This window comes from Albidovulum sediminicola (assembly GCF_025751575.1).
GTDB classification, from domain to species: Bacteria; Pseudomonadota; Alphaproteobacteria; order Rhodobacterales; family Rhodobacteraceae; genus Albidovulum; species Albidovulum sediminicola.
This window is the reverse complement of the sequence record NZ_JAOWLA010000001.1, coordinates 53,299-77,201: the sequence shown is the minus strand read 5'-3', so window position 1 is coordinate 77,201 and position 23,903 is coordinate 53,299. Positions and strand designations below refer to the sequence as shown.

At 67.4% G+C, this 23,903-nt stretch carries 23 protein-coding genes and 1 tRNA gene; 15 read left to right on the top strand and 9 right to left on the bottom strand.

The genetic code is table 11. From position 1 onward, the window contains the following. Positions 1-59 precede the first annotated feature (59 nt). Both serA and OE647_RS00405 read right to left on the bottom strand, forming a co-directional pair. The gene (gene serA, locus OE647_RS00410; protein ID WP_263719610.1) at positions 60-1,655 is read right to left on the bottom strand and encodes a phosphoglycerate dehydrogenase; all 1,596 of its coding nucleotides are present in this window, start codon (positions 1,653-1,655) and stop codon (positions 60-62) included. Positions 1,656-1,707: 52 nt separating this feature from the next. Next, positions 1,708-2,865 (bottom strand): phosphoserine transaminase, encoded by a 1,158-nt coding sequence (locus tag OE647_RS00405; protein WP_263719609.1) that lies wholly within the window; start codon positions 2,863-2,865, stop codon positions 1,708-1,710. A 154-nt stretch (positions 2,866-3,019) separates the two neighbouring features. Here OE647_RS00405 and serB point away from each other — a divergent pair, with 154 nt between their 5' ends. Both serB and OE647_RS00395 read left to right on the top strand, forming a co-directional pair. Next, positions 3,020-3,892 (top strand): phosphoserine phosphatase SerB, encoded by an 873-nt coding sequence (gene serB / locus OE647_RS00400; RefSeq protein ID WP_263719608.1) that lies wholly within the window; start codon positions 3,020-3,022, stop codon positions 3,890-3,892. 1 nt (position 3,893) lies between these two features. Further along, positions 3,894-4,652, top strand: coding sequence for a TSUP family transporter (locus tag OE647_RS00395; protein WP_263719607.1), 759 nt, complete (start codon positions 3,894-3,896; stop codon positions 4,650-4,652). Here the strand turns inward: OE647_RS00395 and pyrF are convergent. Then, positions 4,649-5,371, bottom strand: a complete 723-nt coding sequence (gene pyrF, locus OE647_RS00390; RefSeq protein ID WP_263719606.1) for an orotidine-5'-phosphate decarboxylase — start codon at positions 5,369-5,371, stop codon at positions 4,649-4,651. The two genes, OE647_RS00395 and pyrF, sit on opposite strands and share 4 nt — an antisense overlap. Positions 5,372-5,441: 70 nt before the next feature. Between pyrF and OE647_RS00385 the strand changes: the two genes are divergently transcribed. Further along, on the top strand, positions 5,442-6,188 hold the full coding sequence (locus OE647_RS00385; RefSeq protein WP_263719605.1) for a copper homeostasis protein CutC: 747 nt from the start codon (positions 5,442-5,444) through the stop codon (positions 6,186-6,188). Here the strand turns inward: OE647_RS00385 and OE647_RS00380 are convergent. Beyond that, the gene (locus OE647_RS00380) at positions 6,152-6,406 is read right to left on the bottom strand and encodes a hypothetical protein (RefSeq protein ID WP_263719604.1); all 255 of its coding nucleotides are present in this window, start codon (positions 6,404-6,406) and stop codon (positions 6,152-6,154) included. The genes OE647_RS00385 and OE647_RS00380 overlap by 37 nt on opposite strands. A gap of 384 nt (positions 6,407-6,790) precedes the next feature. On the opposite strand from OE647_RS00380, the gene clpB reads away from it, so the two are divergent. Then, positions 6,791-9,406: an ATP-dependent chaperone ClpB gene (clpB, locus tag OE647_RS00375; RefSeq protein WP_263719603.1), complete on the top strand. Its 2,616-nt coding sequence runs from the start codon at positions 6,791-6,793 to the stop codon at positions 9,404-9,406. Positions 9,407-9,779: 373 nt separating this feature from the next. Here clpB and OE647_RS00370 read toward each other — a convergent pair. The 4 genes from OE647_RS00370 to OE647_RS00355 form a co-directional block, all read right to left on the bottom strand. Beyond that, positions 9,780-9,855 (bottom strand) — tRNA-Thr (locus OE647_RS00370). Between the two features lie 108 nt (positions 9,856-9,963). Further along, entirely contained in the window at positions 9,964-11,451 is a 1,488-nt protein-coding gene (locus OE647_RS00365; RefSeq protein ID WP_263719602.1) for a heme biosynthesis protein HemY, read from the bottom strand. Between the two features lie 10 nt (positions 11,452-11,461). After that, positions 11,462-12,724 carry a COG4223 family protein gene (locus OE647_RS00360; protein ID WP_263719601.1) on the bottom strand — a complete coding sequence of 421 codons (1,263 nt, stop codon included), beginning with the start codon at positions 12,722-12,724 and terminating at the stop codon, positions 11,462-11,464. A 69-nt stretch (positions 12,725-12,793) separates the two neighbouring features. Beyond that, on the bottom strand, positions 12,794-13,414 hold the full coding sequence (locus OE647_RS00355) for a uroporphyrinogen-III synthase (RefSeq protein ID WP_263719924.1): 621 nt from the start codon (positions 13,412-13,414) through the stop codon (positions 12,794-12,796). Between the two features lie 181 nt (positions 13,415-13,595). On the opposite strand from OE647_RS00355, the gene tsaD reads away from it, so the two are divergent. The 6 genes from tsaD (at position 13,596) to OE647_RS00325 (ending at position 18,278) form a co-directional block, all read left to right on the top strand. Further along, complete coding sequence (gene tsaD, locus OE647_RS00350) at positions 13,596-14,690, top strand: tRNA (adenosine(37)-N6)-threonylcarbamoyltransferase complex transferase subunit TsaD (RefSeq protein ID WP_263719600.1); 1,095 nt, start codon at positions 13,596-13,598, stop codon at positions 14,688-14,690. Continuing rightward, the gene (locus OE647_RS00345; protein WP_263719599.1) at positions 14,687-15,652 is read left to right on the top strand and encodes an NAD(P)H-dependent glycerol-3-phosphate dehydrogenase; all 966 of its coding nucleotides are present in this window, start codon (positions 14,687-14,689) and stop codon (positions 15,650-15,652) included. Before tsaD ends, OE647_RS00345 begins: the two co-directional genes overlap by 4 nt. Positions 15,653-15,654: 2 nt before the next feature. Then, complete coding sequence (locus tag OE647_RS00340; protein ID WP_263719598.1) at positions 15,655-15,924, top strand: YciI family protein; 270 nt, start codon at positions 15,655-15,657, stop codon at positions 15,922-15,924. After that, complete coding sequence (locus tag OE647_RS00335) at positions 15,924-16,337, top strand: EVE domain-containing protein (RefSeq protein ID WP_263719597.1); 414 nt, start codon at positions 15,924-15,926, stop codon at positions 16,335-16,337. Before OE647_RS00340 ends, OE647_RS00335 begins: the two co-directional genes overlap by 1 nt. 56 nt (positions 16,338-16,393) lie before the next feature. After that, a complete protein-coding gene (locus tag OE647_RS00330) occupies positions 16,394-16,786 on the top strand; it encodes a DUF1761 domain-containing protein (protein ID WP_263719596.1) in 393 nt (130 codons plus the stop codon). A gap of 493 nt (positions 16,787-17,279) precedes the next feature. Then, positions 17,280-18,278, top strand: coding sequence for an NADPH:quinone reductase (locus OE647_RS00325; protein WP_263719595.1), 999 nt, complete (start codon positions 17,280-17,282; stop codon positions 18,276-18,278). A 159-nt stretch (positions 18,279-18,437) separates the two neighbouring features. On the opposite strand, the gene OE647_RS00320 is transcribed toward OE647_RS00325, so the two are convergent. Then, positions 18,438-18,689, bottom strand: a complete 252-nt coding sequence (locus tag OE647_RS00320) for a hypothetical protein (protein WP_263719594.1) — start codon at positions 18,687-18,689, stop codon at positions 18,438-18,440. A 303-nt stretch (positions 18,690-18,992) separates the two neighbouring features. On the opposite strand from OE647_RS00320, the gene rpmI reads away from it, so the two are divergent. The 5 genes from rpmI to pheT all read left to right on the top strand — a co-directional run bounded on the left by rpmI (position 18,993) and on the right by pheT (position 23,793). Continuing rightward, a complete protein-coding gene (rpmI, locus tag OE647_RS00315; RefSeq protein WP_263719593.1) occupies positions 18,993-19,193 on the top strand; it encodes a 50S ribosomal protein L35 in 201 nt (66 codons plus the stop codon). A gap of 15 nt (positions 19,194-19,208) precedes the next feature. Then, positions 19,209-19,571, top strand: a complete 363-nt coding sequence (rplT, locus tag OE647_RS00310; RefSeq protein WP_263719592.1) for a 50S ribosomal protein L20 — start codon at positions 19,209-19,211, stop codon at positions 19,569-19,571. A 141-nt stretch (positions 19,572-19,712) separates the two neighbouring features. After that, positions 19,713-20,795 carry a phenylalanine--tRNA ligase subunit alpha gene (gene pheS, locus OE647_RS00305; protein WP_263719591.1) on the top strand — a complete coding sequence of 361 codons (1,083 nt, stop codon included), beginning with the start codon at positions 19,713-19,715 and terminating at the stop codon, positions 20,793-20,795. After that, positions 20,792-21,388, top strand: a complete 597-nt coding sequence (locus OE647_RS00300; RefSeq protein WP_263719590.1) for a hypothetical protein — start codon at positions 20,792-20,794, stop codon at positions 21,386-21,388. The genes pheS and OE647_RS00300 overlap by 4 nt, the downstream gene beginning before the upstream one ends. Then, positions 21,385-23,793 carry a phenylalanine--tRNA ligase subunit beta gene (pheT, locus tag OE647_RS00295; protein WP_263719589.1) on the top strand — a complete coding sequence of 803 codons (2,409 nt, stop codon included), beginning with the start codon at positions 21,385-21,387 and terminating at the stop codon, positions 23,791-23,793. The genes OE647_RS00300 and pheT overlap by 4 nt, the downstream gene beginning before the upstream one ends. The last annotated feature ends 110 nt before the right edge of the window (positions 23,794-23,903 follow it).

The following is a 23,903-nucleotide window of genomic DNA, read 5'->3' as shown; positions in this document are numbered from 1 at the left end:
GCAGAAGACGGGGCTGGCAGGCCGTTTTGTCCGCCAGCCCCGTCTTTGATGTGCCGCGGTCAGGCCACGTTGAAGTTCAGCGGCCGGACCTGGGTGAACTTGCCGGTGGACTCCAGCGCCTTGATCACCGCGGGGGCGGGCTCTTCGTCAAGGTAGAGAAGGGCGATCGCGTCCTTGCCGACGCCCGACCGTCCAAGGGTGAAGTTGGCGATGTTCACGCCGGCCTCGCCCATCGTCTGGCCGAGCGTGCCGATGATGCCCGGCACGTCATCGTTGGTGGTGTAAAGCATGTGCGCCCCGATCTCGGCGTCGATGTTGATGCCCTTGATCTGGATGAAGCGCGGCTTGCCGTCCGAAAACACCGTGCCCGCGATGGAGCGGTCGCGCTTGTCGGTCACGACCGTCAGCTTGATGTAGCCGTCGAAGACGCCGCTTTTCTCCTGCCGCGTGGTCGAGATCTGGATGCCGCGTTCCCGCGCGATCACCGGGGCGGAGACGAGGTTCACGTCGGGGTTCTGCGCCTTCATGATCCCCGCGATCGCCGCGCAGTTCAGCGCCTGCAGGTTCATCGCCGCGACCGTACCGTCGTAAAGCACGTTGATGGCCTTGATCGGCTCATCGGTCATCTGCCCGGCGAAGGCGCCCAGGTGATCGGCAAGCTTCAGCCAGGGGCCCATGACGGCGGCCTCTTCGGCCGTGACCGACGGCATGTTGAGCGCGTTCTGGACCGCGCCGGTCAAGAGGTAGTCCGACATCTGTTCGGCCACTTGAAGCGCCACGTTTTCCTGCGCTTCGGTGGTCGAGGCGCCCAGGTGCGGCGTCACCACGACATTCGGCAGGTGGAAGAGCGGCGAGGCGGTGGCCGGCTCGACCTCGAACACGTCGAAGGCGGCGCCGGCGACCTGGCCCGATTGCAGTGCCTCGGCCAGCGCGGCTTCGTCCACAAGGCCGCCACGGGCGCAGTTGATGATGCGCACGCCTTTCTTGGTCTTGGCGATGGCCTCACGCGAGAGGATGTTGCGGGTCTTGTCGGTCAGCGGAACGTGGAGCGTGATGAAATCCGCCCGCGCCAGCAATTCGTCCAGTTCGACCTTGGCCACGCCCATCTGCTTGGCGCGTTCGTCGCTTAGGAAGGGATCGTAGGCGGCGACCTTCATGTGGAGCCCCAGCGCCCGGTCGCAGACGATCGAGCCGATGTTGCCCGCGCCAATTACGCCCAGCGTCTTGTTGAAAAGCTCCACCCCCATGAAGCGGTTCTTTTCCCACTTGCCCTCATGGGTCGAGGCACTGGCCTCGGGCAACTGCCGGGCCACGGCGAACATCATCGCGATGGCATGTTCGGCGGTGGTGACGGAGTTGCCGAAGGGCGTGTTCATCACGATCACGCCGCGCTTGGAGGCCGCCGGGATGTCGACGTTGTCGACGCCGATCCCCGCCCGGCCGATGACCTTGAGGTTGGTCGCCGCGGCCAGGACCTTGTCGCTGACCTTGGTGGCCGAGCGGATGGCGAGGCCGTCATACTGGCCGATCACCTCAAGGAACTTGTCCTTGTCCTTGCCGAGGTCCGGCAGGTAATCGACCTCGACCCCGCGGTCGCGGAAGATCTGGACGGCGGTTTCGCTGAGCTTGTCGGATACGAGAACTTTGGGTGCCATGTCAGTCGGCTCCTTGATATGCAGTCAATTCGGGAGGAGAGGGGGCGACCCTTCAGGCCGCCGCAGCCAGCGCTTCGATCTCGGTCGTGAATGCCCATTCGACCCAGGGCATCAGAGCGGTCACATCGGCGGTCTCGACCGTCGATCCGCACCAGATCCGAAGGCCCGGGGGCGCATCGCGGTAAGCGCCGGCATCCAGCGCCACGCCTTCCTTCTCAAGCCGCTTCGCGACGGCCTTGGCAAAGGCCGCGCCGTCGGTGATGCGCGCGTCCGTGAATTTCAGGCAGACGCTCGTCGTCGATCCCGTGGCAGGATCGGCCGCCAGATCGGCAATCCAGGGCTTGTCCGCGATGAAGTCGCGCACGGCTTTCGCATTGGCCTCGGTCCGCGCGATCAGGCCCTGAAGGCCGCCGATCCCCTGCGCCCATTTCAGCGCGACAAGGTAGTCCTCGACACAGAGCATGGACGGCGTGTTGATGGTTTCGCCGATGAAGATGCCCTCGATCAGCTTGCCGCCCTTGGTCATGCGGAAGATCTTCGGCAGCGGCCAGGCGGGCGTGTAGCTTTCCAGCCGTTCCACCGCGCGCGGGCCAAGGACCAGGACGCCATGCGCGCCCTCGCCGCCCAGCACCTTCTGCCAGGAGAAGGTGACGACATCGAGCTTGTCCCAGGGCAGGTCCATCGCGAAGGCGGCCGAGGTCGCGTCGCAGATCGTCAGGCCCGCGCGGTTTGCGGGGATCGCGTCGCCGTTCGGCACCCGCACGCCCGAGGTCGTGCCGTTCCAGGTAAAGACCACGTCACGCGCGAAATCGACCTGGGCGAAGTCCACGATCTCTCCGTAAGGGGCCTTGCGGACGGTCGCGTCGAGCTTGAGCTGCTTCACGACATCGGTGACCCAGCCTTCACCGAAGCTCTCCCAGGCCAGCATTTCCACGGGGCGGGCGCCCAGAAGCGACCAGAGCGCCATTTCGACGGCGCCGGTGTCGGAGGCGGGGACGATGCCGATGCGGTAGTCCGCCGGCACGCCCAGAATTTCACGGGTAAGGTCGATGGCTTCTTTCAGCTTGGCCTTGCCAATGGCGGCACGGTGCGACCGGCCCAGCGGCGCGTCGTCAAGCATATCGAGGGAGAAGCCGGGGATCTTCGTGCAGGGGCCCGAAGAGAAGCGCGGATTGGCCGGCCGCGCGGCCGGGGTCGTGACATCGGTCATGGTATCCTTCCAGATAGTCGCCCCTCGTTGGGGAGGGGTGTCCCGCCGCAAGCGATATTCGGGCACCGGGTCTGGCGCAAGCGGGAAAACTGCCCTAAAGCGCCGCTTGAGACACAATTTGCGACGCCCGCCGTCCACTATCGGAAACAGACCCATGTTCATCGCCACCCTTCTTGCAAACCCCAGCCGGGCCAATCTGGAGCGCAGCGCGGTGGAGGCGCTGCGCGATGCCTGGGGCGGGGGCGAGGCGCAGTGGCTTAGTCCCGGCATCGCCGCCGAATTCGCGGTGGCCGAGGTTCCGGCCAACCGGTGGGACGTCTGGCAGGGGCTTCAGGGGATCGGGGTGGACCTCGTCGTGCAGAACGCCGAGGGGCGGCGCAAGCAGATGCTGCTGGCGGACATGGATTCGACCATGATCGGTCAGGAATGCATCGATGAACTGGCCGACATGGCGGGCGTCGGCCCGCGCGTGGCCGAGATCACGGCGCGCGCGATGAATGGCGAGCTGGATTTCGAGGGCGCGCTGATCGAACGGGTCGGCCTTCTGAAGGGTCTGCCCGAAAGCGTGATCGGCCAGGTGCTGGCCGAGCGCATCACCTTCACCCCCGGGGGGCGCGAACTGATCGTGACCATGAAGGCGAACGGCGGTTACGCGGCGCTGGTTTCCGGTGGGTTCACCGCCTTCACCACGGCGGTCGCGGCGGCACTGGGCTTTGACGAGCATCGCGCCAACACGCTTCTGGCCGAGGGCGGCGCGCTGACCGGCGATGTGGCCCGCCCGATCCTGGGGCGCGAGGCCAAGATCGCCGCGCTCAAGGACATCTCGGCCCGGCTGGGCATCGGCCACGATGCGGTCATGGCCGTCGGCGACGGGGCGAACGACCTGGGGATGCTGCACCTTGCCGGGGCCGGCGTGGCGCTGCACGCCAAGCCCTCGGTCGCGGCCCAATGCGATATCCGCATCAACCACGGCGACCTGACCGCGCTTCTCTATATCCAGGGCTATTCGGCGAACGAGTTCGCCTGAGATGTTCGAACTTTCGGTGGAACTGGCCGCGCTGCTGGTGGCGGCGGCCTTTCTCGCGGGTTTCGTCGATGCGATCGCGGGCGGCGGCGGGCTGATCACCGTGCCTGCGCTGATGCTGGCGGGTCTTTCGCCGCTTGAGGCGCTGTCGACCAACAAGGTTCAGGGCGTCTTCGGCGCGGCGACCGCCGCGCTCAGCTACGCCCGCGCGGGCCATGTGAACCTGCGCCGGCAGATCCGCGCGGCGGCCGTCGCTTTCGGTTGCGGCATGGCGGGGGCGTTTCTGGCCGGGCTTGTTCCGACCGAGGGCCTGCGCATGGCGCTACCCGTCGTGCTGATCGGGATCGCCGTGTTCTTTGCGGTGAAGCCCGGCCTTGGCGATCTGGACCGGGCGGAGCGGATCGCGCCCGCGATGTTCACGCTGGGCGTGGTGCCTTGGATCGCCGCCTATGACGGGCTCATCGGCCCGGGGGCGGGGTCCTTCTACATGATCGGCTTCGTGACGCTGGCGGGTTACGGGGTCCTGCGCGCGACCGCCCACACGAAGCTTCTGAACTTCGCCTCGAACCTCGGCGGGCTGGTCGCCTTCGCGGCACAGGGCGCACCGCTTTGGGGTCTGGGCCTGGCCATGGGGCTGGCGCAGATCGCCGGGGCGCGCCTGGGGGCACATGTGGCGATGCGGCGCGGCGCGCGGATCATCAAGCCGTTGCTGGTCGTGACCTCGGGCGCGCTCGCGGCACGGCTTCTTTGGCAGATGGTCTAGCGGTTCGGCCGCTGCGCCTGGGGCGAGGCAAGTTCCGAGATCACCGCCTCGGCCGCCGCGCGCGGGTCGGGCGCGCGCCAGATCGGGCGGCCGACGACAATGTGGTCGGCGCCATCGGCAACCGCCTGCGCGGGGGTCGCGACGCGTTTCTGATCGCCAAGCTCGGCGCCCGCAGGGCGGACCCCGGGGGTGACGATCAGGCGGCCGGCGGCCTCGGGCAGCGCGCGGATCGCCACAGCCTCGTTTGGGCTGCAGATGACGCCATCCGCCCCGGCCGCGAAGGCCCGCGCCGCGCGCTCGATCACGATGCTGCGCAGGTCGCCCGGCACGATCAGCCCCGCGTCGAGGTCGGCCCGGTCAAGCGAGGTCAGGATCGTCACCGCCAGGATCTTCAGATCCTTGGCCGCCGCCCCTTGCTTGGCCGCGCGCACCACATGGGGGTCGCCATGGACGGTCAGGAAATCGAGGTCGAACTGCGCGATCCCGCGCACCGCCGCCTCGACCGTCGCGCCAATGTCGAAAAGCTTCATGTCGAGGAAGATCCGCTTGCCGCGGTCCTGCTTCAACTCGTTGGCCAGCGCCAGCCCGCCGCCCGTCAGCATGCCGAGCCCGATCTTGTAGAAACTGACGGAATCGCCCAGCCTGTCGGCGAGTGCGAGCCCTTCGATGGCATTCGCGACGTCGAGCGCGACGATCAGGCGGTCATCGGACGGGGTCATGGGCCTCTCCCTTGCGGTTTGCGGGGGTTTGAGGCGGCGGGGCGCCGCTGTCAAGGGAGCCGGAGGGGGAATGAGGCTCGAAGTCTGCGTGGACAGCGATGAGGGGATGCGTGCCGCCGTCGAGGGGGGCGCGGACCGGATCGAGCTTTGTGCCGCGCTGGCGCTCGGAGGGCTGACGCCGTCTGCCGGGCAGATGGCGCGGGCGGCGGATTTGCCGATCCCGGTGCATGCGCTGATTCGCGCGCGGCCGGGCGACTTCCGGTTCGCGGCTGGTGATGTGGAGGCGATGCTGGCCGATGTGCGCTGGGCGCGGCAGGCGGGGCTGGCCGGAGTTGTTCTGGGGGCGGCGCTGCCAGACGGGCGGCTGGATCGCGCCGTCCTGTCCCGCCTGCGTGAGGCCGCGGGGACCATGAGTGCAACGCTCAACCGTGTGTTCGACCTGGTTCCCGACCGCGAAGAGGCCGTGGAAACCGCCGTCGCCATGGGGTTTGACCGCATCCTGAGTTCCGGCGGGGCGGTTCTTGCATCCGAAGGGACCCTGGCGCTGGCCGCGACATGCCGCGCGGCGGCGGGGCGGATCGCGGTCCTGCCGGGCGCTGGGATCAGTGAGCAAACGGTTGGCGCCCTCCTTGAGTGTTTGCCGGTTGAGGAGGTCCACAGTTCCTGCGCCCTGCCGGTTCCGCTCGATCCCCGGGCCGCCGCCCTCGGGTTCGGGCCGCCGGAGCCGCGCCACACCAGCGCCGAGCGCGTCCGCGCGCTCAAGGCCGCGATGGCGCGTGCTCAGGCGGCGCGGGACGCGCGGCAGGGGCTGCGGTAAAGACCCGGATCGATGGCATAGGCCAGTTTCGCCGCCGCCAGCAGGCGCGCCCGCAAAGGCGCCGCATCCCGTGCCCGTGCCGGTGCGGTGACCGCGACCTCCACCCGCTCGATGTCGGCGCCGGGCCGGGGCTCGCTCAGCAGCCGGACCAGCGCCTCGATCCGATCGGAGGCCGGGACCCTTCGCGCATGGACGATTCGGGCCGAAAGAATGCGCATCACGCGATCCTGCGCAGGCTGCCGAACAGTCCCGGTCGCCGCCGGGGAACGTGAAGGCGCGATTGCCAGGCAATGGCTAGCAGTTGCGTGCCGCCGAACCGCGATCCCCGGTGCGCGAGAGCCCGGCACGTGGCAAGGGCGGATTGGGCAAGGCTGGGCATCATCGACCTCCGGTCCTGATTTGCGCCCAGCATCGCCGCGCAGGGTTACCATCCGGTTCACGGAATGAGATCCCGGGCGAAATTTTCCGGCCAACTCCGTGGAAGTTCCTTCGCGCGAAGTACTTGATGGGGCCGGTCTGCCTCCCCAAGTAAACTTCAGGCCCAGGAAGGTGTGCCGCAAAGCGGGCGCCGACGGATGGGTGCTTTGTATAGGAGTGTGCCGATGAACATGGAAAAGTTCACGGAACGGTCGCGCGGTTTCCTTCAGGCCGCCCAGACCATCGCGATGCGCGAGGGGCATCAGCGCGTGATGCCAGAGCATCTTCTCAAGGCGTTCATGGATGACGAACAGGGGCTGTCGGCCAACCTGATCCGCCGCGCGGGCGGCGCGCCCGAGCGTGTGACCGAGGCGGTCGAGGCCGCGGTCGCCAAGCAGCCCAAGATTTCGGGCGGCACGGGCGAGGTCTATGTGGACACCTCGCTGGTGCGCGTGCTGGACGAGGCCGAGAAGCTGGCCAAGAAAGCAGGCGACAGCTTCGTCCCGGTCGAGCGTATCCTGATGGCGCTCGCCATGGTGAACACGCGCGCCAAGGACGCGCTGGATGCGGGCGCCGTCACGGCGCAGGCGCTGAACGCTGCGATCAACGATATCCGCAAGGGGCGCACCGCCGACACCGCTTCGGCCGAGGAAGGCTACGAGGCGCTAAAGAAATATGCGCGCGACCTGACCGCCATGGCCGAAGAGGGCAAGATCGACCCGATCATCGGCCGCGACGAGGAGATCCGCCGCACCATGCAGGTGCTTTCCCGCCGGACCAAGAACAACCCGGTCCTGATCGGCGAGCCCGGGGTTGGCAAGACTGCCATCGCCGAGGGCCTGGCGCTGCGCATCGTCAACGGCGACGTGCCCGAGAGCCTGCGCAACAAGAAGCTGATGGCGCTGGACATGGGCGCGCTGATCGCGGGTTCGAAGTACCGCGGCGAGTTCGAGGAGCGCCTGAAGGCGATCCTGAAGGAAATCGAGGCCGCTGCCGGAGAGATCGTGCTTTTCATCGACGAGCTTCATACGCTTGTGGGCGCGGGCAAGACCGACGGGGCGATGGATGCGGCGAACCTGATCAAGCCGTCGCTCGCGCGGGGTGAATTGCACTGCGTCGGCGCCACCACGCTGGACGAATACCGCAAGTATATCGAGAAGGACGCGGCCCTTGCCCGGCGCTTCCAGCCGGTGATGGTCGAGGAACCGACGGTCGAGGATACCGTTTCGATCCTGCGCGGCATCAAGGAGAAATACGAACTGCACCACGGCGTGCGGATCTCGGACTCTGCCCTTGTTGCGGCGGCGACGCTGTCGCACCGCTACATCACCGACCGTTTCCTGCCCGACAAGGCGATCGACCTCGTGGACGAGGCCGCGTCCCGGCTTCGGATGGAGGTCGATTCGAAACCCGAGGAACTCGATGCGCTGGACCGCGAGATCCTGCAAAAGCAGATCGAGGCCGAGGCGCTGAAGAAGGAAGACGACGCGGCCTCCCGCGACCGGTTGGAAAAGCTGGAAAAGGAACTGTCGGACCTTCAGCAGCGCTCGGCCGAGATGACGGCGAAGTGGCAGGCCGAACGCGACAAGCTCAATCAGGCCCAGGCCCTGAAGGGCGAGCTGGAGCAGGCGCGCAATGAACTGGAACACGCCAAGCGCGAAGGCAACTTCGGCCGTGCGGGCGAGTTGCAGTATGGCCGCATCCCGGAGATCGAGCGCAAACTGGCCGAGGCCGAGGCGCAGGAAGACGGGCTGATGGTCGAGGAGGCCGTGCGTCCCGAACAGATCGCCGAGGTCGTCGAGCGCTGGACCGGCATCCCCACCTCGAAGATGCTGGAGGGCGAGCGCGAGAAGCTTCTGAAGATGGAGGAGGAGCTTGGCCGCCGCGTGGTCGGGCAATCCGCCGCCGTGGTCGCGGTGTCGAACGCCGTGCGGCGGGCCCGGGCGGGGCTCAACGACGAGAACCGGCCGCTGGGCTCGTTCCTCTTCCTCGGGCCCACGGGCGTCGGCAAGACCGAACTGACCAAGGCGCTGGCTGAATACCTCTTTGACGACGAACACGCGATGGTGCGCATCGACATGTCGGAGTTCATGGAGAAACATTCGGTCGCCCGCCTGATCGGCGCCCCTCCGGGCTATGTCGGCTATGACGAAGGTGGGGCCCTGACCGAGGCGGTGCGGCGCCGGCCCTATCAGGTCGTGCTGTTCGACGAGGTCGAAAAGGCGCATCCCGACGTCTTCAACGTGCTGTTGCAGGTGCTCGATGACGGCATCCTGACCGACGGGCAGGGCCGCACGGTCGATTTCAAGCAGACACTGATCGTGCTGACCTCGAACCTTGGCAGCCAGGCGCTGAGCCAGCTGCCCGAAGGGTCCGACAGCGGCCAGGCGCGGCGCGATGTCATGGATGCGGTCCGGGCGCATTTCCGGCCCGAGTTCCTGAACCGTCTGGACGACCAGATCATCTTCGACCGGCTGACGCGGGCCGACATGGACGGGATCGTCACGATCCAGTTGCAGAGGCTCGAAAAGCGCCTGGCTCAGCGCAAGATCGCGATGGACCTCGACCCGGCGGCGCGGACCTGGCTGGCCGACGAAGGCTACGATCCCGTCTTTGGCGCCCGCCCGCTGAAGCGGGTGATCCAGCGCCACCTCCAGGACCCGCTGGCCGAGATGATCCTGGCCGGCGATGTTCGGGACGGCGACACGGTGCATGTCAGCGCCGGGGCCGATGGGCTGATCGTCGGCGAACGGGTGTCGAAGTCGTCGCGGCCGAGGCCCGAGGACGCGGTTCTGCACTAGGACGGGCCAATGGCAATGCAGGGGTGCCGGGGCAATGCCCCGGCCCTTCGCGGTAAATGGTGCAAATGCCGTCGGCAGCCCCGGCGGCATTTGTGCTTTAACGACGCGAGATCTGATCTTTCCTGAAATGCATCGATCCGTGCTTTGGGTTGATCTGACTCCGGACCCATTTCCATCCCGTCAACGGACGGAAACCGGAAAACGCACATCCTCACGAATCGTGTAACTTATTGCAAAGATTTAGGAAAGAGACCTGAACGCGCCAAAGCCTGTTTTCAGGGGGTCACAAATGCCCAGAGAGGGACCGGAAGAGGGATTATACCAACAAGAAACCCCGTAACCCATTAGGACTACGGGGTTTTCTTGCTGGAACTGGTGCCGGTGAAGGGACTCGAACCCCCGACCCCATCATTACGAATGACGTGCTCTACCAGCTGAGCTACACCGGCACTTTCCATCACAAGGCATGGGCCTCGTGACGTGGGGACCCGCGGCGCTTGCAGGCTAGGCGGGACCGTGGGCGGGCTGATAGCACCATCGCGCTGAAGTGTGTAGCCCTATTTTTCGTCTTCTTCCTCGCCATCATCCGCCGCTTCGCTCGCCTCATCTTCGATGACGTAGTCCGCGACCGGGGCGATGAACGAGGCGCTTTCCGGCGGGCGCTCCGCGCGTTCTCCGACGATCAGTGGCAGGACTGCCGCGCCGCTCGACATGCCGGCGCCCCGCTCTTGCGGTTCACGCCAGGTGAAGGTGTCGAAGCCGCCGCAGTTGCCGCAGACAGGCGCCCATTCGGCCTCGATGTTGTGGCAGTTGTCGCAGACCCACTGGGGGCCGCGGCTTGCCGTCAGGGCGCGCGCCAGCCAGCCGCGCACCACCGCTTCGGGCGACCCCTCGCCGCGCTCGATCGCGGCCATGATGGTGAGGGTCCGGGCCGTCGGATGCGCTTGCGCCAGCGCGCCCATCGCGCGGCGGGCGGCCGGGAAATCCTCGGCAGCGATGTTCAACTCGGCCTTCAGCAGCCGGCTTTCCTCATGATCCGGTCGCGCCGCCATCAGCGGCTCGAATCGCTTCAGCCGCTGCTGCGGGGTTTCGTCGGGCGCGATGGCGGCAAAGGCCGCGGCCAGATCCGGATGCGGCTGCGCGCCCCAGGCCTTGACCAGAAGCCGCTGCGCCAGTTTCGGCTTGCCCTTGGCGATATAGCCCCGCGCCGCCATGGCCGCCGCCGGGATCAGGTCGGGCGAGGCCTTGTTGGCGGCGATCGCAGCCTCCCGCGCCTCGATCGAGGCCTCTTCGTCAAAGACCTCCCGCGCTTCCTGAAGCGCCAGGACGGCGTCGCGGCGGCTGTGAACGTCGCGCGGCAAGAGGCCCTGCTTGTGCTTCGCGCTCAGAAGCCTGCGCGCGCCGCGCCAGTCGCCGGAGCCGGTCTGAAGCCGGAAGAGCGTGTTCTGCACATCCTCGTTGCGGGGATTGAGCGAGAAGGCCTTTTCGGCCAGCTTCATCGCGGTGTCGGTATCGCCTTCGGCCAGCTTTTGCATCATCAGGCCACGCACGCCGACGAACCGGGTCCGGTCGTCTGCCAGGAGCCGCTTGTAGATCGCCGTCGCGCGGCGCGTGTCACCGGCAAGCTCGGCCGCCTGTGCCGACAGCAGATTGGTCAGTTCGGGCCGGCCAAGGAATTTTTCGGCCCGCGCCGCCTTGGCCAGGGCCACCCGCCCGTCGCCGGAGGCAATGGCCATCATGCCCTCGGCCAGCGCCTCGAAGCCCTTGCGTTCCCGGTTGCGGTTGAAATAGCGGCTGATCGCCGTCTCGTCGCCGTTCAGGAAGCGCAGCGTCGCGACCAGCAGCCCCAGGACCTTCAGCGCGATCCAGACCGCGAGCACCAGAACGGCGGCGGCGATCGCGGCCTGAAGCGGGCCAAGGGAGAATTCGGTATTGGCGATGATGAGACGCAGGCCGCTGCCCTCATCGACCAATCGGCCCGCCAGAAGCGTCAGCACCGCAACCAGCGCCACGAAAGCCACGATCTTGATGAAGGACCAGATCATCGCGCGCGCCTCACTCAACGTCCTGGGCCAGGGCCGAAAGAGCGGAGAGGGCCGATCTGCGCCGATCCGCCAGCCCGATCCATTCGGCCATGACCGTCTGCCCCGCCTCCGGCAGGGCCTTTATTTCATCAATCGCACCGGCAATGTCGCCGGCCTTGAGCGCCGCCTCGGCGCGCGACAGGATGGCGTCGGGATCGTCGCCCGCCCGCGGCGTCAGGGAGCGCGCGCCCGACTGGCTGCGCAGGAACGCGGTCGCGCGGTCAAGCCAGCCTTCGCCCGCGGTTTCACGCAAGGACGCGGAGAGCGCGTCCCGCGCCGCGCTTTCGAACCGGGTCTGAAGAAGCTGGCTTGTCGGGATGCCCTTCGCCTGCTCGCCCAGTTCCGGCGGCACGGTGACACCGGCGCTTGCCAGGTCAGAGAGCGCCCCGTCGATCGCGGCGCCGCTTTCCAGCGCCGCCCTGAGGTGGCTCAGCGCGGCGCGCGCCAGGCCGTGCCGGGCCTCGGCTTCGGCCTCGGCGCGGATGCGCGACGCCTCCTCCTCAGCCGCGCCAAGACGGCTTTCGGCCTCCGTGGCCATCTGGGCCACACGCGCCTCCATGGCCGCGCTTTCGGATTTCTGACCCTCGATCTGGGCCCTGAGCGTGGCAATCTCCCGCTCGAAGGACTGGATCGCCGCCGCCGAGGCGCCGTCGCCCGATACCGGGGCGCGTTCGATCAGGGCCAGGCGTTCCTCGAACCCGTCGATGCGTTGCGAGAGTGCCGAAAGCTCTGTCGCAACGGCCCCACGCGCGGCCTCGGCCTGCGCCAAGGCGGCCATTACCCGCGCGTCGAGGGCGGCAAGGTCGTCGGACGTGGCGCCTGGGGCGATCGCGCCGACCCGGGTTTCAAGCGCCGCCATGTCGGCGTCTTGTGCCCCCAGCTGCGCCTTGAGGGCGGTCAGATCCGGTTGCAGATCCGGGCCGCGCTGCGCCTGCGGCAGCCCGTAATAGGCCGCAGCAAACCCCAGTCCCGCGGCGACAGCACCGCCCAGGACGGTTCCGGCCCAACCGCCACCCCCGCGTTTTCCGGTCGGTTCGGGGATAACCTGTGCTTCTTCGGTCCGCTCTTCGGGCATATCGGCCGCAGCAGGCTCCTCAACGGCTGGTTCCTCGACGATGGGCTCATCGACGGCTCCGGGCGCTTCTGTCGGTGCCTCGGGCGCGGCGTCTTCGATGTCCGGCGTCTCTGGCGTCTGCGCATCGCCCGGATCTTCGGAGTTCTTCTTTCTTGCCACTCAAGCCTCCCGATCGCTGCGCGCGCTTTCGCCTGCATTCTTCAATCTAGTCCCCACCGGCTAAGGCATTCAAGCCGAACCGGATGCGGCAATCAGCGCACCCAGCGTCGCCAGCATCGCCGGGGCGTCCGGGCGCGCGGCGATGCGCATTGCCGCCGGGTCCAGCGCGAGGGCCGCCTTGGCCACCCGCTCGCTCATCGCGGCAACCAGAAGCGGCGCCCTGGCGCCTGCCATCACCTCGGCCGCACGGCGGGCCGACGCGGGCGAAAACAGCGGCAGCAGCAGCGGCGTCCCCGCCCCCAGGGCTGCCAGAAGCCTGTCATCCGCGCGGCAGGGAACCTGATCGTAAACGATGGTCGAAACGAGATCGATCCCGGCCTTCGCAAGCTGTCCTTCCATGTCGAAGGCGATCTCCGCCCCGTGCGGATAGACAAGGCGACGGTGGCCGCCGTTGGTGACGATCTGCCGGGCCAACCCCTCCGCATCGCCGGGGCCTTCGCTGGCCGCGAAACCCGCGCGGCGCGCGACCTCGGCTGTGCGCGCGCCGACGCAAAGTGCCTCCAGATCGCGCCTCGGGCTCAGGCGGCAGAAGCCGGTGACGGCATTGGCCGAGGTGAAGATCACCGCCGTGCAGCCCGTCAGCTCCATCGCCGCGTCAAGGTACCGGGTTTCGGTGAGCGGGGAGGCGATGACGGGCCAGTCCTCCCCGAAGCGATCGCGGAAGGCGCGGGCAAAGGCCTCTGCCTGCGCGGCGGGGCGTGTCAGGATCAGCGTCGGACGGGTAATCGCGCCCCCCTTCCGGCCCCGCGGGATTGTCTGGAGCCTGTCTGGGTGTTACCTGCCAGAGGCAAGGGGCGCAACCGGCAGGACCATGGGCGAAACGATCACCATTCTCGGGCTTGAGAGCAGCTGCGACGATACCGCGGCCGCCGTCGTGCGCCTGACGGATGGCGCGCCGGTGATCCTGTCCTCGGTGGTGGAGGGGCAGACGGCGCTCCATGCCGACTTCGGCGGCGTGGTGCCGGAAATCGCCGCGCGCGCCCATGCCGAGCAGATCGACCACTGCGTGGAGCGTGCGCTGGCGGAGGCCGGCGTTGCGCTTACCGATCTCGACGCGGTCGCGGTGACGGCCGGACCGGGGCTGATCGGCGGGGTGCTGGCAGGGGTGATGTGCGCCAAGGCGATCTCTGTCGCGGCGGGTCTGCCGCTGATCGGGGTCAACCACCTGGCCGGGCACGCGCTGACCCCGCGGCTGACCGACGGGCTTTCCTTTCCCTTCCTGATGCTCTTGGTTTCGGGCGGGCATTGCCAGTTCCTGCTGGTGCGCGGGGTCGAAGACTTCACCCGCCTCGGCGGAACAATCGACGACGCGCCGGGCGAGGCCTTCGACAAGACGGCCAAGCTGCTGGGCCTGCCGCAACCCGGCGGCCCCTCGGTCGAGGCCGAGGCGGCCACGGGCGACGCCACGCGCTTCGCTTTTCCGCGACCGCTGCTGGATCGCCCCGGGGTGGACCTGTCGTTCTCGGGGCTGAAGACCGCGCTTTTGCGGGCACGCGACAGCGTGGTGGCCGAGAAGGGCGGTCTGACCCGTCAGGACCGCGCCGACCTTTGCGCAGGGTTTCAGGCGGCGGTGGTGGAGGTCCTCGCGGCGAAGTCGGCACGCGCACTGGACCTTTACCTGCAAGAGCGGCCCCGAGCGCCCGCCTTTGCCGTCGCGGGCGGGGTGGCTGCGAACCGCGCCATCCGCGCGGGGCTTGAGGGCGTCGCGCGCGACCGCGGCGTGCGCTTCCTCGCCCCGCCGCTGGCGCTTTGCACCGACAACGCGGCGATGATTGCCTGGGCCGGCATCGAGCGGTTCCGCCTCGGGCTTCGCGATGGCCTCGACCTGCCCGCGCGGCCGCGCTGGCCGCTCGACCGGCAAAGCGCGCCGATGCTGGGCGCGGGCAAGAAGGGGGCCAAGGCATGAGCGTGGCGGTCCTCGGCGCGGGCGCCTTCGGGACGGCGCTGGCAATTGCGCTGGCGCGCAACGGCGGTCATGTCGGGCTTTGGTCGCGTGACCCCGATCATGTGGCCACCATGCGCGCGACCGGGCGCAACGACCGGCGGCTGCCGGGGGCGGATCTGCCGGCCAATATCACCGTCTCGGACCAGCTTGCCGATTTCTCCGGGGCGGGCACACTGCTGCTGGCGGTTCCCATGCAGCGCCTTGACGGCTTCGTGCGCGACCACGCCACGGTGCTTGACGGGCGCGCACTGGTGGCCTGCTGCAAGGGGATCGACCTGACCTCCGGCCGCGGACCGACGGCCATCGTGGCGGCGGCCTGCCCGCGCGCAACCGTCGCAATCCTGACCGGCCCGAGCTTCGCCGCCGACATCGCGCGCGGCCTGCCAACCGCCCTGACACTGGCCTGCGCGGACGCCGCCGCCGGCGAGTCCTTGCAAGCCCAACTTTCGACGCCCGTCCTGCGGCTCTACCGGACCGAGGATGTGGCGGGCGCGGAACTTGGCGGTGCGCTGAAGAATGTGATCGCCATCGCCGCCGGTGTCGTCATCGGCGGCGGCCTCGGCGACAGCGCCCGTGCCGCGCTGATGACCCGCGGTTTCGCCGAGATGAGCCGCCTTGCGCTGGCGCTTGGCGGGCGGGCGGAAACGCTGGCGGGCCTTTCGGGCTTCGGCGACCTGGTTCTGACCTGCACCTCGACCCAGTCGCGAAACTTCCGCTTCGGCCAGGCATTGGGCGCGGGCCAGGCCTTCGACACCACGACCACGGTCGAGGGCGCGGCCACCGCCGAGGCGGCCAGCGCGCTGGCCGAACGGATGGGCGTCGATGTACCCGTCACCCGGATGGTCGCGGCCCTGGTCCGCGGCCAGGTCTCCGTTCCGCAGGCCGTCGAGGCGCTGCTTTCCCGTCCACTCAAGAAGGAATGACCATGCATTTCGCCGTTATCTGCCGTGACAAGCGCGGCCAGCTTCAGACGCGCCTCGACAACCGGGCGGCCCATCTTGGCTATATCGAACAGACCGGAATCGTGGCCCTGGCCGGCCCGCTGATCGAAGACGGGCAGATGTGCGGCTCTCTCGTCATTCTCGACTGCGCCGACCGCGCGGCGGCGGAGGCCTGGGTGGCGGGCGATCCCTACGGCCTTGCGGGCCTCTTCGAAAGCGTGACCGTCACCGAATGGAAGCGGGTCGTGGGCTGATGGCTTACTGGCTTTTCAAGTCCGAACCCGACACCTGGAGCTGGGACCAGCAGGTCGCCAAGGGTGCGGCGGGCGAGGAATGGACGGGCGTGCGCAACTACCAGGCCCGTAACAACATGCGGGCGATGAAGCTCGGCGACAGGGGCTTTTTCTACCACTCCAACATCGGCAAGGAGATCGTCGGCATCGTCGAGGTTTCGGCCGAGTGCCACCCCGACAGCTCGACTGACGATCCGCGCTGGGAATGCGTGGATATCCGCGCCGTCCAGCCCTTGCCGCGCGCCATCACGCTTGAAGAGGCGAAGGCGGAGCCCCGCCTGGCCGAGATGGCGCTGGTCAAGAACACCCGCCTTTCGGTTCAGCCGGTCTCTGAGGCCGAATGGGCCGTGATCTGCGAGCTTGCTGGCCTGTAGACCGCCCGCCGCCGAAAAGGCATGATGGCGGAACGAAACAGTGTCGGGGGTCCATCATGTCCTTTTTCAGCGTACTCGTCGCAGCGGCGGCGGGCTATGCGCTTGGCGCGGTCTGGTACATGCTTCTGTCGCGTCAGTGGATCGCGGCGGCCGGCGTTGCCTGTGATGAGGCAGGCAAGCCGTTGAACCGCAGCGCCACGCCCTTCATCCTTTCCGCCATCGCGATGCTGCTGGTTGCGGGGATGATGCGGCACGTCTTCGGAATGACCGGAATTCACGGGTTTGGCTCCGGCCTCGTCGCCGGGTTCGGGCTGGGCGCTTTCGTGGCCGCGCCCTGGATCGTCATCAACTACGCCTACGCGGGCCGGCCAAGGGCGCTGACCTTCATCGACGGCGGCTATGCTGTGCTGGGCTCGGCCGTCATCGGCGCGGTTCTGGGGCTTTTCTGACCGTCAAAGGGGCCCCGGGCGCACGGTCCGGGACCCCTGCCACCCCGGCGCACCCCTGCACCATCCGTGACATGTTCGGTCTCGGCCGTCCTGGCCTGTCAGGGGCAAGCTAGCCCGCGCCGGGGCACCTCCGCAAGCGGCCTCTTCTTTGCTTTTATCTCAAAAACAACGGGTTGCATTCAGGTTTCGGTGAGAATGCCCTGGCGCCAAGGCACCGCCTCGCCGTCGTGGGGAGAAACCTTGTAATGCCGTGGCTGGCATGGTGAAGAAGATTGATGAAGAGCGCAGGTCCAGCGGGCGGCAGATTGCCTTCATCCCAATGTTCGTCTCCCGTTTTGCTTCGTTTTCCAAACATCGCCGTGGACCATTTCATTGGGGCACGCTCAGCAAGGGCTTGACAATCTACGCCTCCCCGACCTCTTCGGAAGGATCAGGCTTGCCGTGCCGGCGCGCGGGGGAGCCAGGAGGGTCATGAAATACGGGGGGAGCCAGGATGAAGGCGCTATTCAACATCGCACGCGGCAGCGCCCGGGACACGCTGCGGATTTTGCCTGCCGAGATCCCGGAGCCGGGGCCGGGCCAAGTGCGTGTCAGGGTTGCCGTTTCGGGGGTCAACCCCTCGGACGTGAAGCTGAGAAGCGGGGCCCAGGGCCCGATGGTTGCCGACAAGGTCATCGTTCACAACGATGGCGCAGGGGTCATCGACGCGGTCGGCGCGGGCGTCGATCCGGGGCGGGTCGGTGAACGGGTCTGGCTGTTCAACGCCAACCGCAGTCCGTCCGGCGTGTCGCAGGGGACCGTGGGCACCGCGGCCGAATATGTCTGCGTGAACAGCCTCCAGGCCGCGCCCTTGCCCGAGGGGGTCAGCTACGAGATCGGCGCCTGCCTGGGTGTTCCCGCCATGACCGCGCATCGCGCCGTCCTCGCCGCCGGTCCGGTGCGTGGGCGAACCCTGCTGGTGACGGGCGGCGCCGGGGCGGTCGGCCATTCCGCGATCCAGATCGCGACCGGCCTGGGCGCGCGCGTCATCGCGACCGTCAGTTCCGCCGAAAAGGCGGAGATCGCGCGGGCCGCGGGCGCGGAGGTGACGATCGACTATCGCACCGAAGACCTTGGCGCGCGCCTTCTGGAGGTCGCCGGCGACAGCGGTGTCGATCATGTCGTCGATGTCGATCTGGCCGCGCATGTCGGTCTCTATCCCCGCATCATCCGGCCTGGCGGAAGTGCCGCGGCCTATGCGACGGCGACCAACCTGACCCCGTCGATCCCGTTCTATCCGCTGGCGATGCGCAACATCTCGCTCCACCCGGTCTACGTCTATTCGATTGATGAGGGTGCGAAGATGGCGGCCATTGGCGACATCAACGCGCTGCTGGCCGAGGGGCGCCTGGCGCCGCGCATCGCCCGGGTGTTCGCCTTCGACGACTTTGTCGCAGCGCATGAGGCACAGGAAACTGGCGCACTTTCCGGCAATGCCGTTCTGCGCCTCTGACGCCTCATGTCCGCGGAGGGTTCAGATGAGCCCCGACCGTCATGACTTGGCCGGCTCCGATCCTCGAAGCCGGCCAGGTCTGAGTGTCTGAAGGCCCGTCGCCCATCGGTTTGAAAACCGGACTGCCCGGTTGGGCCAAGTCGATGCGGGCCTTGGGTCTTACCGTCCGTCGAAACGCGACAGCGGTCCCGACCCTTCGAGTTCGTTGAGCTTCGTCCCGGCCTGCGTCGGCATACCCTTCGGCGTTCCCGGGTTGTCCCCGTCCTCGCCATTGCCCCAGCCGTTGTCGGCATGTTCCCTGGGCTCGGGGTCGCAGCCGCTGAAGCATTCGCCGTCACCGTTCGCGAGAACCGGGCCAGCGGCGGCAAAGGCCGCGAACGTCACAAGAGCAAGAATACGTTTGTCGATCATCTGAACCTCCGGATACTGGTTAATATGCGTCAGTATGACACAGTTTTGCCGCATTTTTGCCGCTTTATTGTCCCGATTTGAGGGTTTGTCCGTTCCGCCCAAGGAAAAAGTCGCCGGGCTTCGCGCCCTGTGGCCGGGCCTGATGCAAGGCCGAAGATTGCCTTGGCCAGACCCCCTTTGCGCTGCCGTCCCCCCTTGCCATCCGGGGCCACCCCGGCTATAGGGCGCCTCTCGAATACCCCGCGCGGCCGGCCAAGTGGCATTGCCGAGTCGTGCGCTCACGTCTGAAGATGGAGATGAAATATGCCCAAGATGAAGACCAAATCGGCCGCGAAGAAGCGGTTCAAGATGACGGCCTCGGGTCGCGTCAAGGCGGGTGTCGCCGGCAAGCGTCACGGCATGATCAAGCGTTCGACGGACTTCGTCCGCAAGGCCACGGGCACGATGCTCCTGGCCGATGCCGACGCGAAGATCGTCAAGAAATACATGCCGTATAACCGCTGATTAGGAGACTGACCCATGTCCCGCGTTAAATCCGGCGTCGTCACCCACGCCCGTCACCGCAAGGTCATCAAGAAGGCGAAAGGCTACTACTCCGCCCGTTCGCGCAACTTCCGCACCGCCACGCAGGCCGTCGACAAGGCCCAGCAATACGCCACCCGCGACCGGAAGGCGCGCAAGCGCAACTTCCGCGCGCTCTGGATCCAGCGCATCAACGCCGCCTGCCGCGCCATCGACGAATCGCTGACCTACTCGCGCTTCATCAACGCGCTTTCGAAGGCCGGCATCGAAGTGGACCGCAAGGTTCTGGCCGATCTCGCCGTGCATGAGCCGGCGGCGTTTGGCGCCATCGTCGAAAAGGCGAAGGCCGCGCTCGCGTAATTCCTCTCTCCGAGGGACAGTCGGAACCCCGCGAGTGCCGGAAAGGCGCCGCGGGGTTTTGTTTTGGCGGCCGCCGCTCGGCGGCTTGCAATCGGAGGCTCCTGTGGTAGCACGGAGCCCGGATTTTCGAAGGGCCGAGAGATGGACGGTTTGGACGCGCTGAAGGGCAAATATCTGGACGGGATCGCCGCGGCGGGCGACGAGGGCGCGCTGGAGGATCTGCGCGTCGCGGCGCTGGGCAAGAAGGGCGAGATCAGCCTGAAAATGCGGGAGCTTGGGCAGATGGACCCGGCCACCCGTCAAGCCGCTGGCGCCGCGCTGAACCGCCTCAAGGATGAGATCGACGCCGCGCTGAGGGCCAAGAAGGCGGGGCTTGCCGACGCCGCCCTTGACGCGCGCCTCAAGGCCGAATGGCTGGACGTCACCCTGCCGGGCCGCCCGCGCCGCCAAGGCACCATCCACCCCGTCAGCCAGGTGACCGAGGAGATCACCGCGATCTTCGCCGACATGGGCTTTGCCGTCGCCGAGGGCCCGCAGATCGAGGATGACTGGCACAACTTCGACGCGCTCAACATCCCGCCGGAACACCCCGCCCGGCAGGAACACGACACCTTCTTCATGGCGCGCGCAGAGGGCGACAACCGCCCGCCCCACGTCCTGCGCACCCACACCTCGCCGGTGCAGATCCGCGCCATGGCCTCGCAAGGCGCGCCGATCCGCGTCATCGCGCCGGGCCGGGTCTACCGCATGGACATGGACCAGACCCACACGCCGATGTTCCACCAGGTCGAGGGGCTGGCGATCGACCGCGACATCTCCATGGCCAACCTGAAATGGGTGCTGGAGGAGTTCTGCCGGTCCTTCTTCGAGGTCGACAGCGTGGAACTGCGCTTCCGCGCCAGCCACTTCCCCTTCACCGAACCCTCCGCCGAGGTCGATATCCGCTGTTCCTGGGCGGGCGGCCAGCTGAAGATCGGCGAGGGCGACAAGTGGATGGAGATCCTGGGCAGCGGCATGGTCCACCCCAAGGTCCTGGCCGCGGCGGGCGTCGACCCGAACGAGTGGCAGGGCTTCGCCTTCGGCATGGGCATCGACCGTCTGGCGATGCTGAAATACGGCATCCCCGACCTGCGCGCCTTCTTCGAGTCCGACCTGCGCTGGCTGCGCCACTACGGCTTCGCGGCGCTGGACATGCCGACGGTCGCGGGGGGGTTGAGTAGGTGAGTACTCTGCTAGACCAGATTTGGCAGTTTGTGCTTGGCAATGGCGCCCAGTTTACCGGGCTGCTGTTCTCGCTACTCGGAGCGTTCATCTTTTATCTCTTGCGGGTTCGCCCGAAACTCGTCTTCGGTCGTGCGCATGCCAGTCTTCACTTGCTGAATCTTGCGGACAAGACGGCGGAGCCGCCTCAGCCCGATAACCTCTTGGAAGTATACAATGAGCAGTTCTTTGTGCTGAATGAAGGGCGTAGGGCAGCCAAAGATGTGAGCGTGGTGCTTAGCCACTTTCCGCGGAACGTGTCTATAAACCCTCCGCAGAAAGTCTCTTATGAAAACGTTGAGTCTGGGAAATGCCTTGTCAACATTCCGTACATCGGCGCGAAAGAGCTAATCACGCTCGACTGCATCTATCTAAATCAGAGAGCGGCGTTCATCGCGTCAGTTCGATGCGATGAAAGCGTTGGGCGAATGGTTGATTTCTTCACCGTTCGGCGGTTCCCGAGTATTGTTTATTGGGCCGCGTGGGCTCTAATCATTCTTGGTTCCGCATACTTGCTTCAGTTTGCACTTCAGTACATCGGTGGAGCCCCACTATGAAATTCACCCTCTCCTGGCTGAAAGACCACCTCGACACCACCGCCTCGGTGGATCAGATCGCGGAGGCGCTGACCGATCTGGGGCTGGAGGTCGAAGAGATCTCGAACCCCGCCGCGCGGCTTTCGACCTTCACGCTCGCCAAGGTGCTCCATGCCGAGCAGCACCCCGACGCCGACCGGCTGCGGGTCTGCCGCGTGATGACGGACGAGGGCGAAAAGCAGATCGTCTGCGGCGCGCCGAACGCGCGGGCGGGGATCACGGTCGTCCTGTGCAAGCCCGGCGACTATGTCCCCGGCATCGACGTGACGCTGGGCGTGGGCAAGATCCGGGGCGTCGAAAGCCACGGCATGATGGCCTCGGAACGCGAGCTGGAGCTCAGCGACGAACACAACGGCATCATCGAGCTGCCCTCGGGCGAGGTGGGCGAGAAGTTCGTGGACTGGCTGGCCGCGAACCGTCCCGGCGCGGTCGATCCGATGATCCACATCAAGATCACCCCCAACCGCCCCGACGCGCTGGGCGTGCGCGGCATCGCCCGCGACCTGGCCGCGCGCGGCCTCGGCACGTTGAAGCCGCTGAGCGTCGATCCGGTCGCGGGCACATTCGACAGCCCCGTGGGCGTGGTCATCGACGCGGCCCTGAAGGACAAGGGCTGCCCGCTGTTCACCGGGCGCACCATTCGCGGCGTGAAGAACGGCCCCTCGCCCGCCTGGCTTCAGGCGCGGCTGAAGGCGATCGGGCTGCGACCCATTTCGGCGCTGGTGGATATCACCAACTACTTCACCTTCGGGCTGAACCGTCCGCTCCATGTCTTCGACGTGGCGAAGGTCAGGGGCGACCTGCGCATCCACCCCGCCAAGGGCGGCGAGGAACTGCTGGCGCTGGACGGCAAGACCTACAGCGTGCGCGAAGGCATGATGGTGATCTCGGACGACCAGGGGCCGGAAAGCCTGGCCGGGATCATGGGCGGCGAGCATTCGGGCTGCACCGAGGACACGGTCGATGTCTTCCTTGAAAGCGCCTATTGGGACCCGATCACGATCGCCACGACAGGCCGCGCGCTGCGGATCAATTCGGACGCGCGCTACCGGTTCGAACGCGGCGTGGACCCGGCCTTCACCCTGCCGGGGCTGGAGCTTGCGACGCGGATGGTCCTTGACCTGTGCGGCGGCGAGCCCAGTCATGTGGTCGTCGACGGCGCGGTCCCGGACACCACGCGCGCCTACCGGCTGGACCCCGCGCGGGTCGTCAGCCTGGTCGGCATGGAGATCCCCGAAGCCACCCAGCGCGCTACGCTTGAGGCGCTGGGCTTCACGCTGGCCGCCGACATGGCCACGCCGCCGTCCTGGCGCCCCGATATCCTGGGCGAGGCGGACCTGGTCGAGGAAGTGGCGCGGATCGCCTCGCTGACGAAGCTGGTGGGCAAGCCGATGCGGCGCGCCCGGCCCGGTGTCCCGAAACCCATCCTGACCCCGATGCAGGTCCGCGAAAAGGCCGCGCGCCGGACGCTGGCCGCGCTGGGCTACAACGAATGCGTGACCTATTCCTTCATCGACAGCGCCTCGGCGGCGCTGTTCGGCGGCGGGTCGGAGGCGACGCGGCTGGAAAACCCGATCTCCTCCGAGATGACGCATATGCGGCCCGACCTTCTGCCGGGGCTCTTGCAGGCGGCGGCGCGCAACCAGGCGCGCGGGTTCATGGATCTGGCGCTGTTCGAGGTTGGCCCTGCCTTCGCCGGTGGTGAGCCGGGCGAGCAGGAGGTGCAGGCCGCGGGCCTTCTGGTCGGCGCATCGGCCCCGCGTGACCCGTTCGGGTCGCGCCGCGCGGTCGATGTCTTCGATGCCAAGGCCGATGCGGAGGCGGTTCTGGCCGCCCTTGGCGCGCCCGCCAAGGTCCAGATCAACCGCAAGGTGGCGGGCTGGTGGCATCCCGGGCGGTCGGGCGTGATCGGGCTTGGCCCGAACGTCCTTTGCACCTTCGGCGAGGTGCATCCGAAGATCCTGCGCGAGATGGACGTGAAGGGGCCCGCGGTCGCCTTCACCATCCAAGTCGCGCGCGTGCCCTTCCCGAAGGTGAAGACCGCGACGCGCCCGGCGCTGGCGATCTCCGACCTGCAGGCGGTCGAGCGCGATTTCGCCTTCGTCGTCGATGCCTCGGTTGAGGCGCTGACGCTGGTCAACGCCGCCCAGGGTGCCGACAAGGCGCTGATCGAAGAGGTTCGGGTCTTCGACCAGTTCACCGGCGACAAGGCCGAGGCGCAGATGGGGGCGGGGAAGAAATCGCTCGCCATCACGGTGCGGTTGCAGCCTCGCGACAAGACCCTGACCGACGAGGAGATCGAGGCCGTTGGCGCGAAGATCGTCGAAAAGGTCGCCAAGGCCACGGGCGGAAGCCTGCGCGGCTAAGGCCGGACAGGGGGGGGCTGCCTGCCCCCGCACCCCCGGGGGTACTTTGACAATGAAGAACTAGGCCTTGGCCCTTTCGTGCCGCTCTGCCAAACTGGCGGCGGAGCGAG

Coding starts and splice junctions, on each gene's coding strand:
- serA (WP_263719610.1), bottom strand. CDS start 1,655: ATGGCACCCAAAGTTCTCGTATCCGACAAGCTCAGCGAAACCGCCGTC.
- OE647_RS00405 (WP_263719609.1), bottom strand. CDS start 2,865: ATGACCGATGTCACGACCCCGGCCGCGCGGCCGGCCAATCCGCGCTTC.
- serB (WP_263719608.1), top strand. CDS start 3,020: ATGTTCATCGCCACCCTTCTTGCAAACCCCAGCCGGGCCAATCTGGAG.
- OE647_RS00395 (WP_263719607.1), top strand. CDS start 3,894: ATGTTCGAACTTTCGGTGGAACTGGCCGCGCTGCTGGTGGCGGCGGCC.
- pyrF (WP_263719606.1), bottom strand. CDS start 5,371: ATGACCCCGTCCGATGACCGCCTGATCGTCGCGCTCGACGTCGCGAAT.
- OE647_RS00385 (WP_263719605.1), top strand. CDS start 5,442: ATGAGGCTCGAAGTCTGCGTGGACAGCGATGAGGGGATGCGTGCCGCC.
- OE647_RS00380 (WP_263719604.1), bottom strand. CDS start 6,406: ATGCGCATTCTTTCGGCCCGAATCGTCCATGCGCGAAGGGTCCCGGCC.
- clpB (WP_263719603.1), top strand. CDS start 6,791: ATGAACATGGAAAAGTTCACGGAACGGTCGCGCGGTTTCCTTCAGGCC.
- OE647_RS00365 (WP_263719602.1), bottom strand. CDS start 11,451: ATGATCTGGTCCTTCATCAAGATCGTGGCTTTCGTGGCGCTGGTTGCG.
- tsaD (WP_263719600.1), top strand. CDS start 13,596: ATGGGCGAAACGATCACCATTCTCGGGCTTGAGAGCAGCTGCGACGAT.
- OE647_RS00345 (WP_263719599.1), top strand. CDS start 14,687: ATGAGCGTGGCGGTCCTCGGCGCGGGCGCCTTCGGGACGGCGCTGGCA.
- OE647_RS00340 (WP_263719598.1), top strand. CDS start 15,655: ATGCATTTCGCCGTTATCTGCCGTGACAAGCGCGGCCAGCTTCAGACG.
- OE647_RS00335 (WP_263719597.1), top strand. CDS start 15,924: ATGGCTTACTGGCTTTTCAAGTCCGAACCCGACACCTGGAGCTGGGAC.
- OE647_RS00330 (WP_263719596.1), top strand. CDS start 16,394: ATGTCCTTTTTCAGCGTACTCGTCGCAGCGGCGGCGGGCTATGCGCTT.
- OE647_RS00325 (WP_263719595.1), top strand. CDS start 17,280: ATGAAGGCGCTATTCAACATCGCACGCGGCAGCGCCCGGGACACGCTG.
- OE647_RS00320 (WP_263719594.1), bottom strand. CDS start 18,689: ATGATCGACAAACGTATTCTTGCTCTTGTGACGTTCGCGGCCTTTGCC.
- rpmI (WP_263719593.1), top strand. CDS start 18,993: ATGCCCAAGATGAAGACCAAATCGGCCGCGAAGAAGCGGTTCAAGATG.
- rplT (WP_263719592.1), top strand. CDS start 19,209: ATGTCCCGCGTTAAATCCGGCGTCGTCACCCACGCCCGTCACCGCAAG.
- pheS (WP_263719591.1), top strand. CDS start 19,713: ATGGACGGTTTGGACGCGCTGAAGGGCAAATATCTGGACGGGATCGCC.
- pheT (WP_263719589.1), top strand. CDS start 21,385: ATGAAATTCACCCTCTCCTGGCTGAAAGACCACCTCGACACCACCGCC.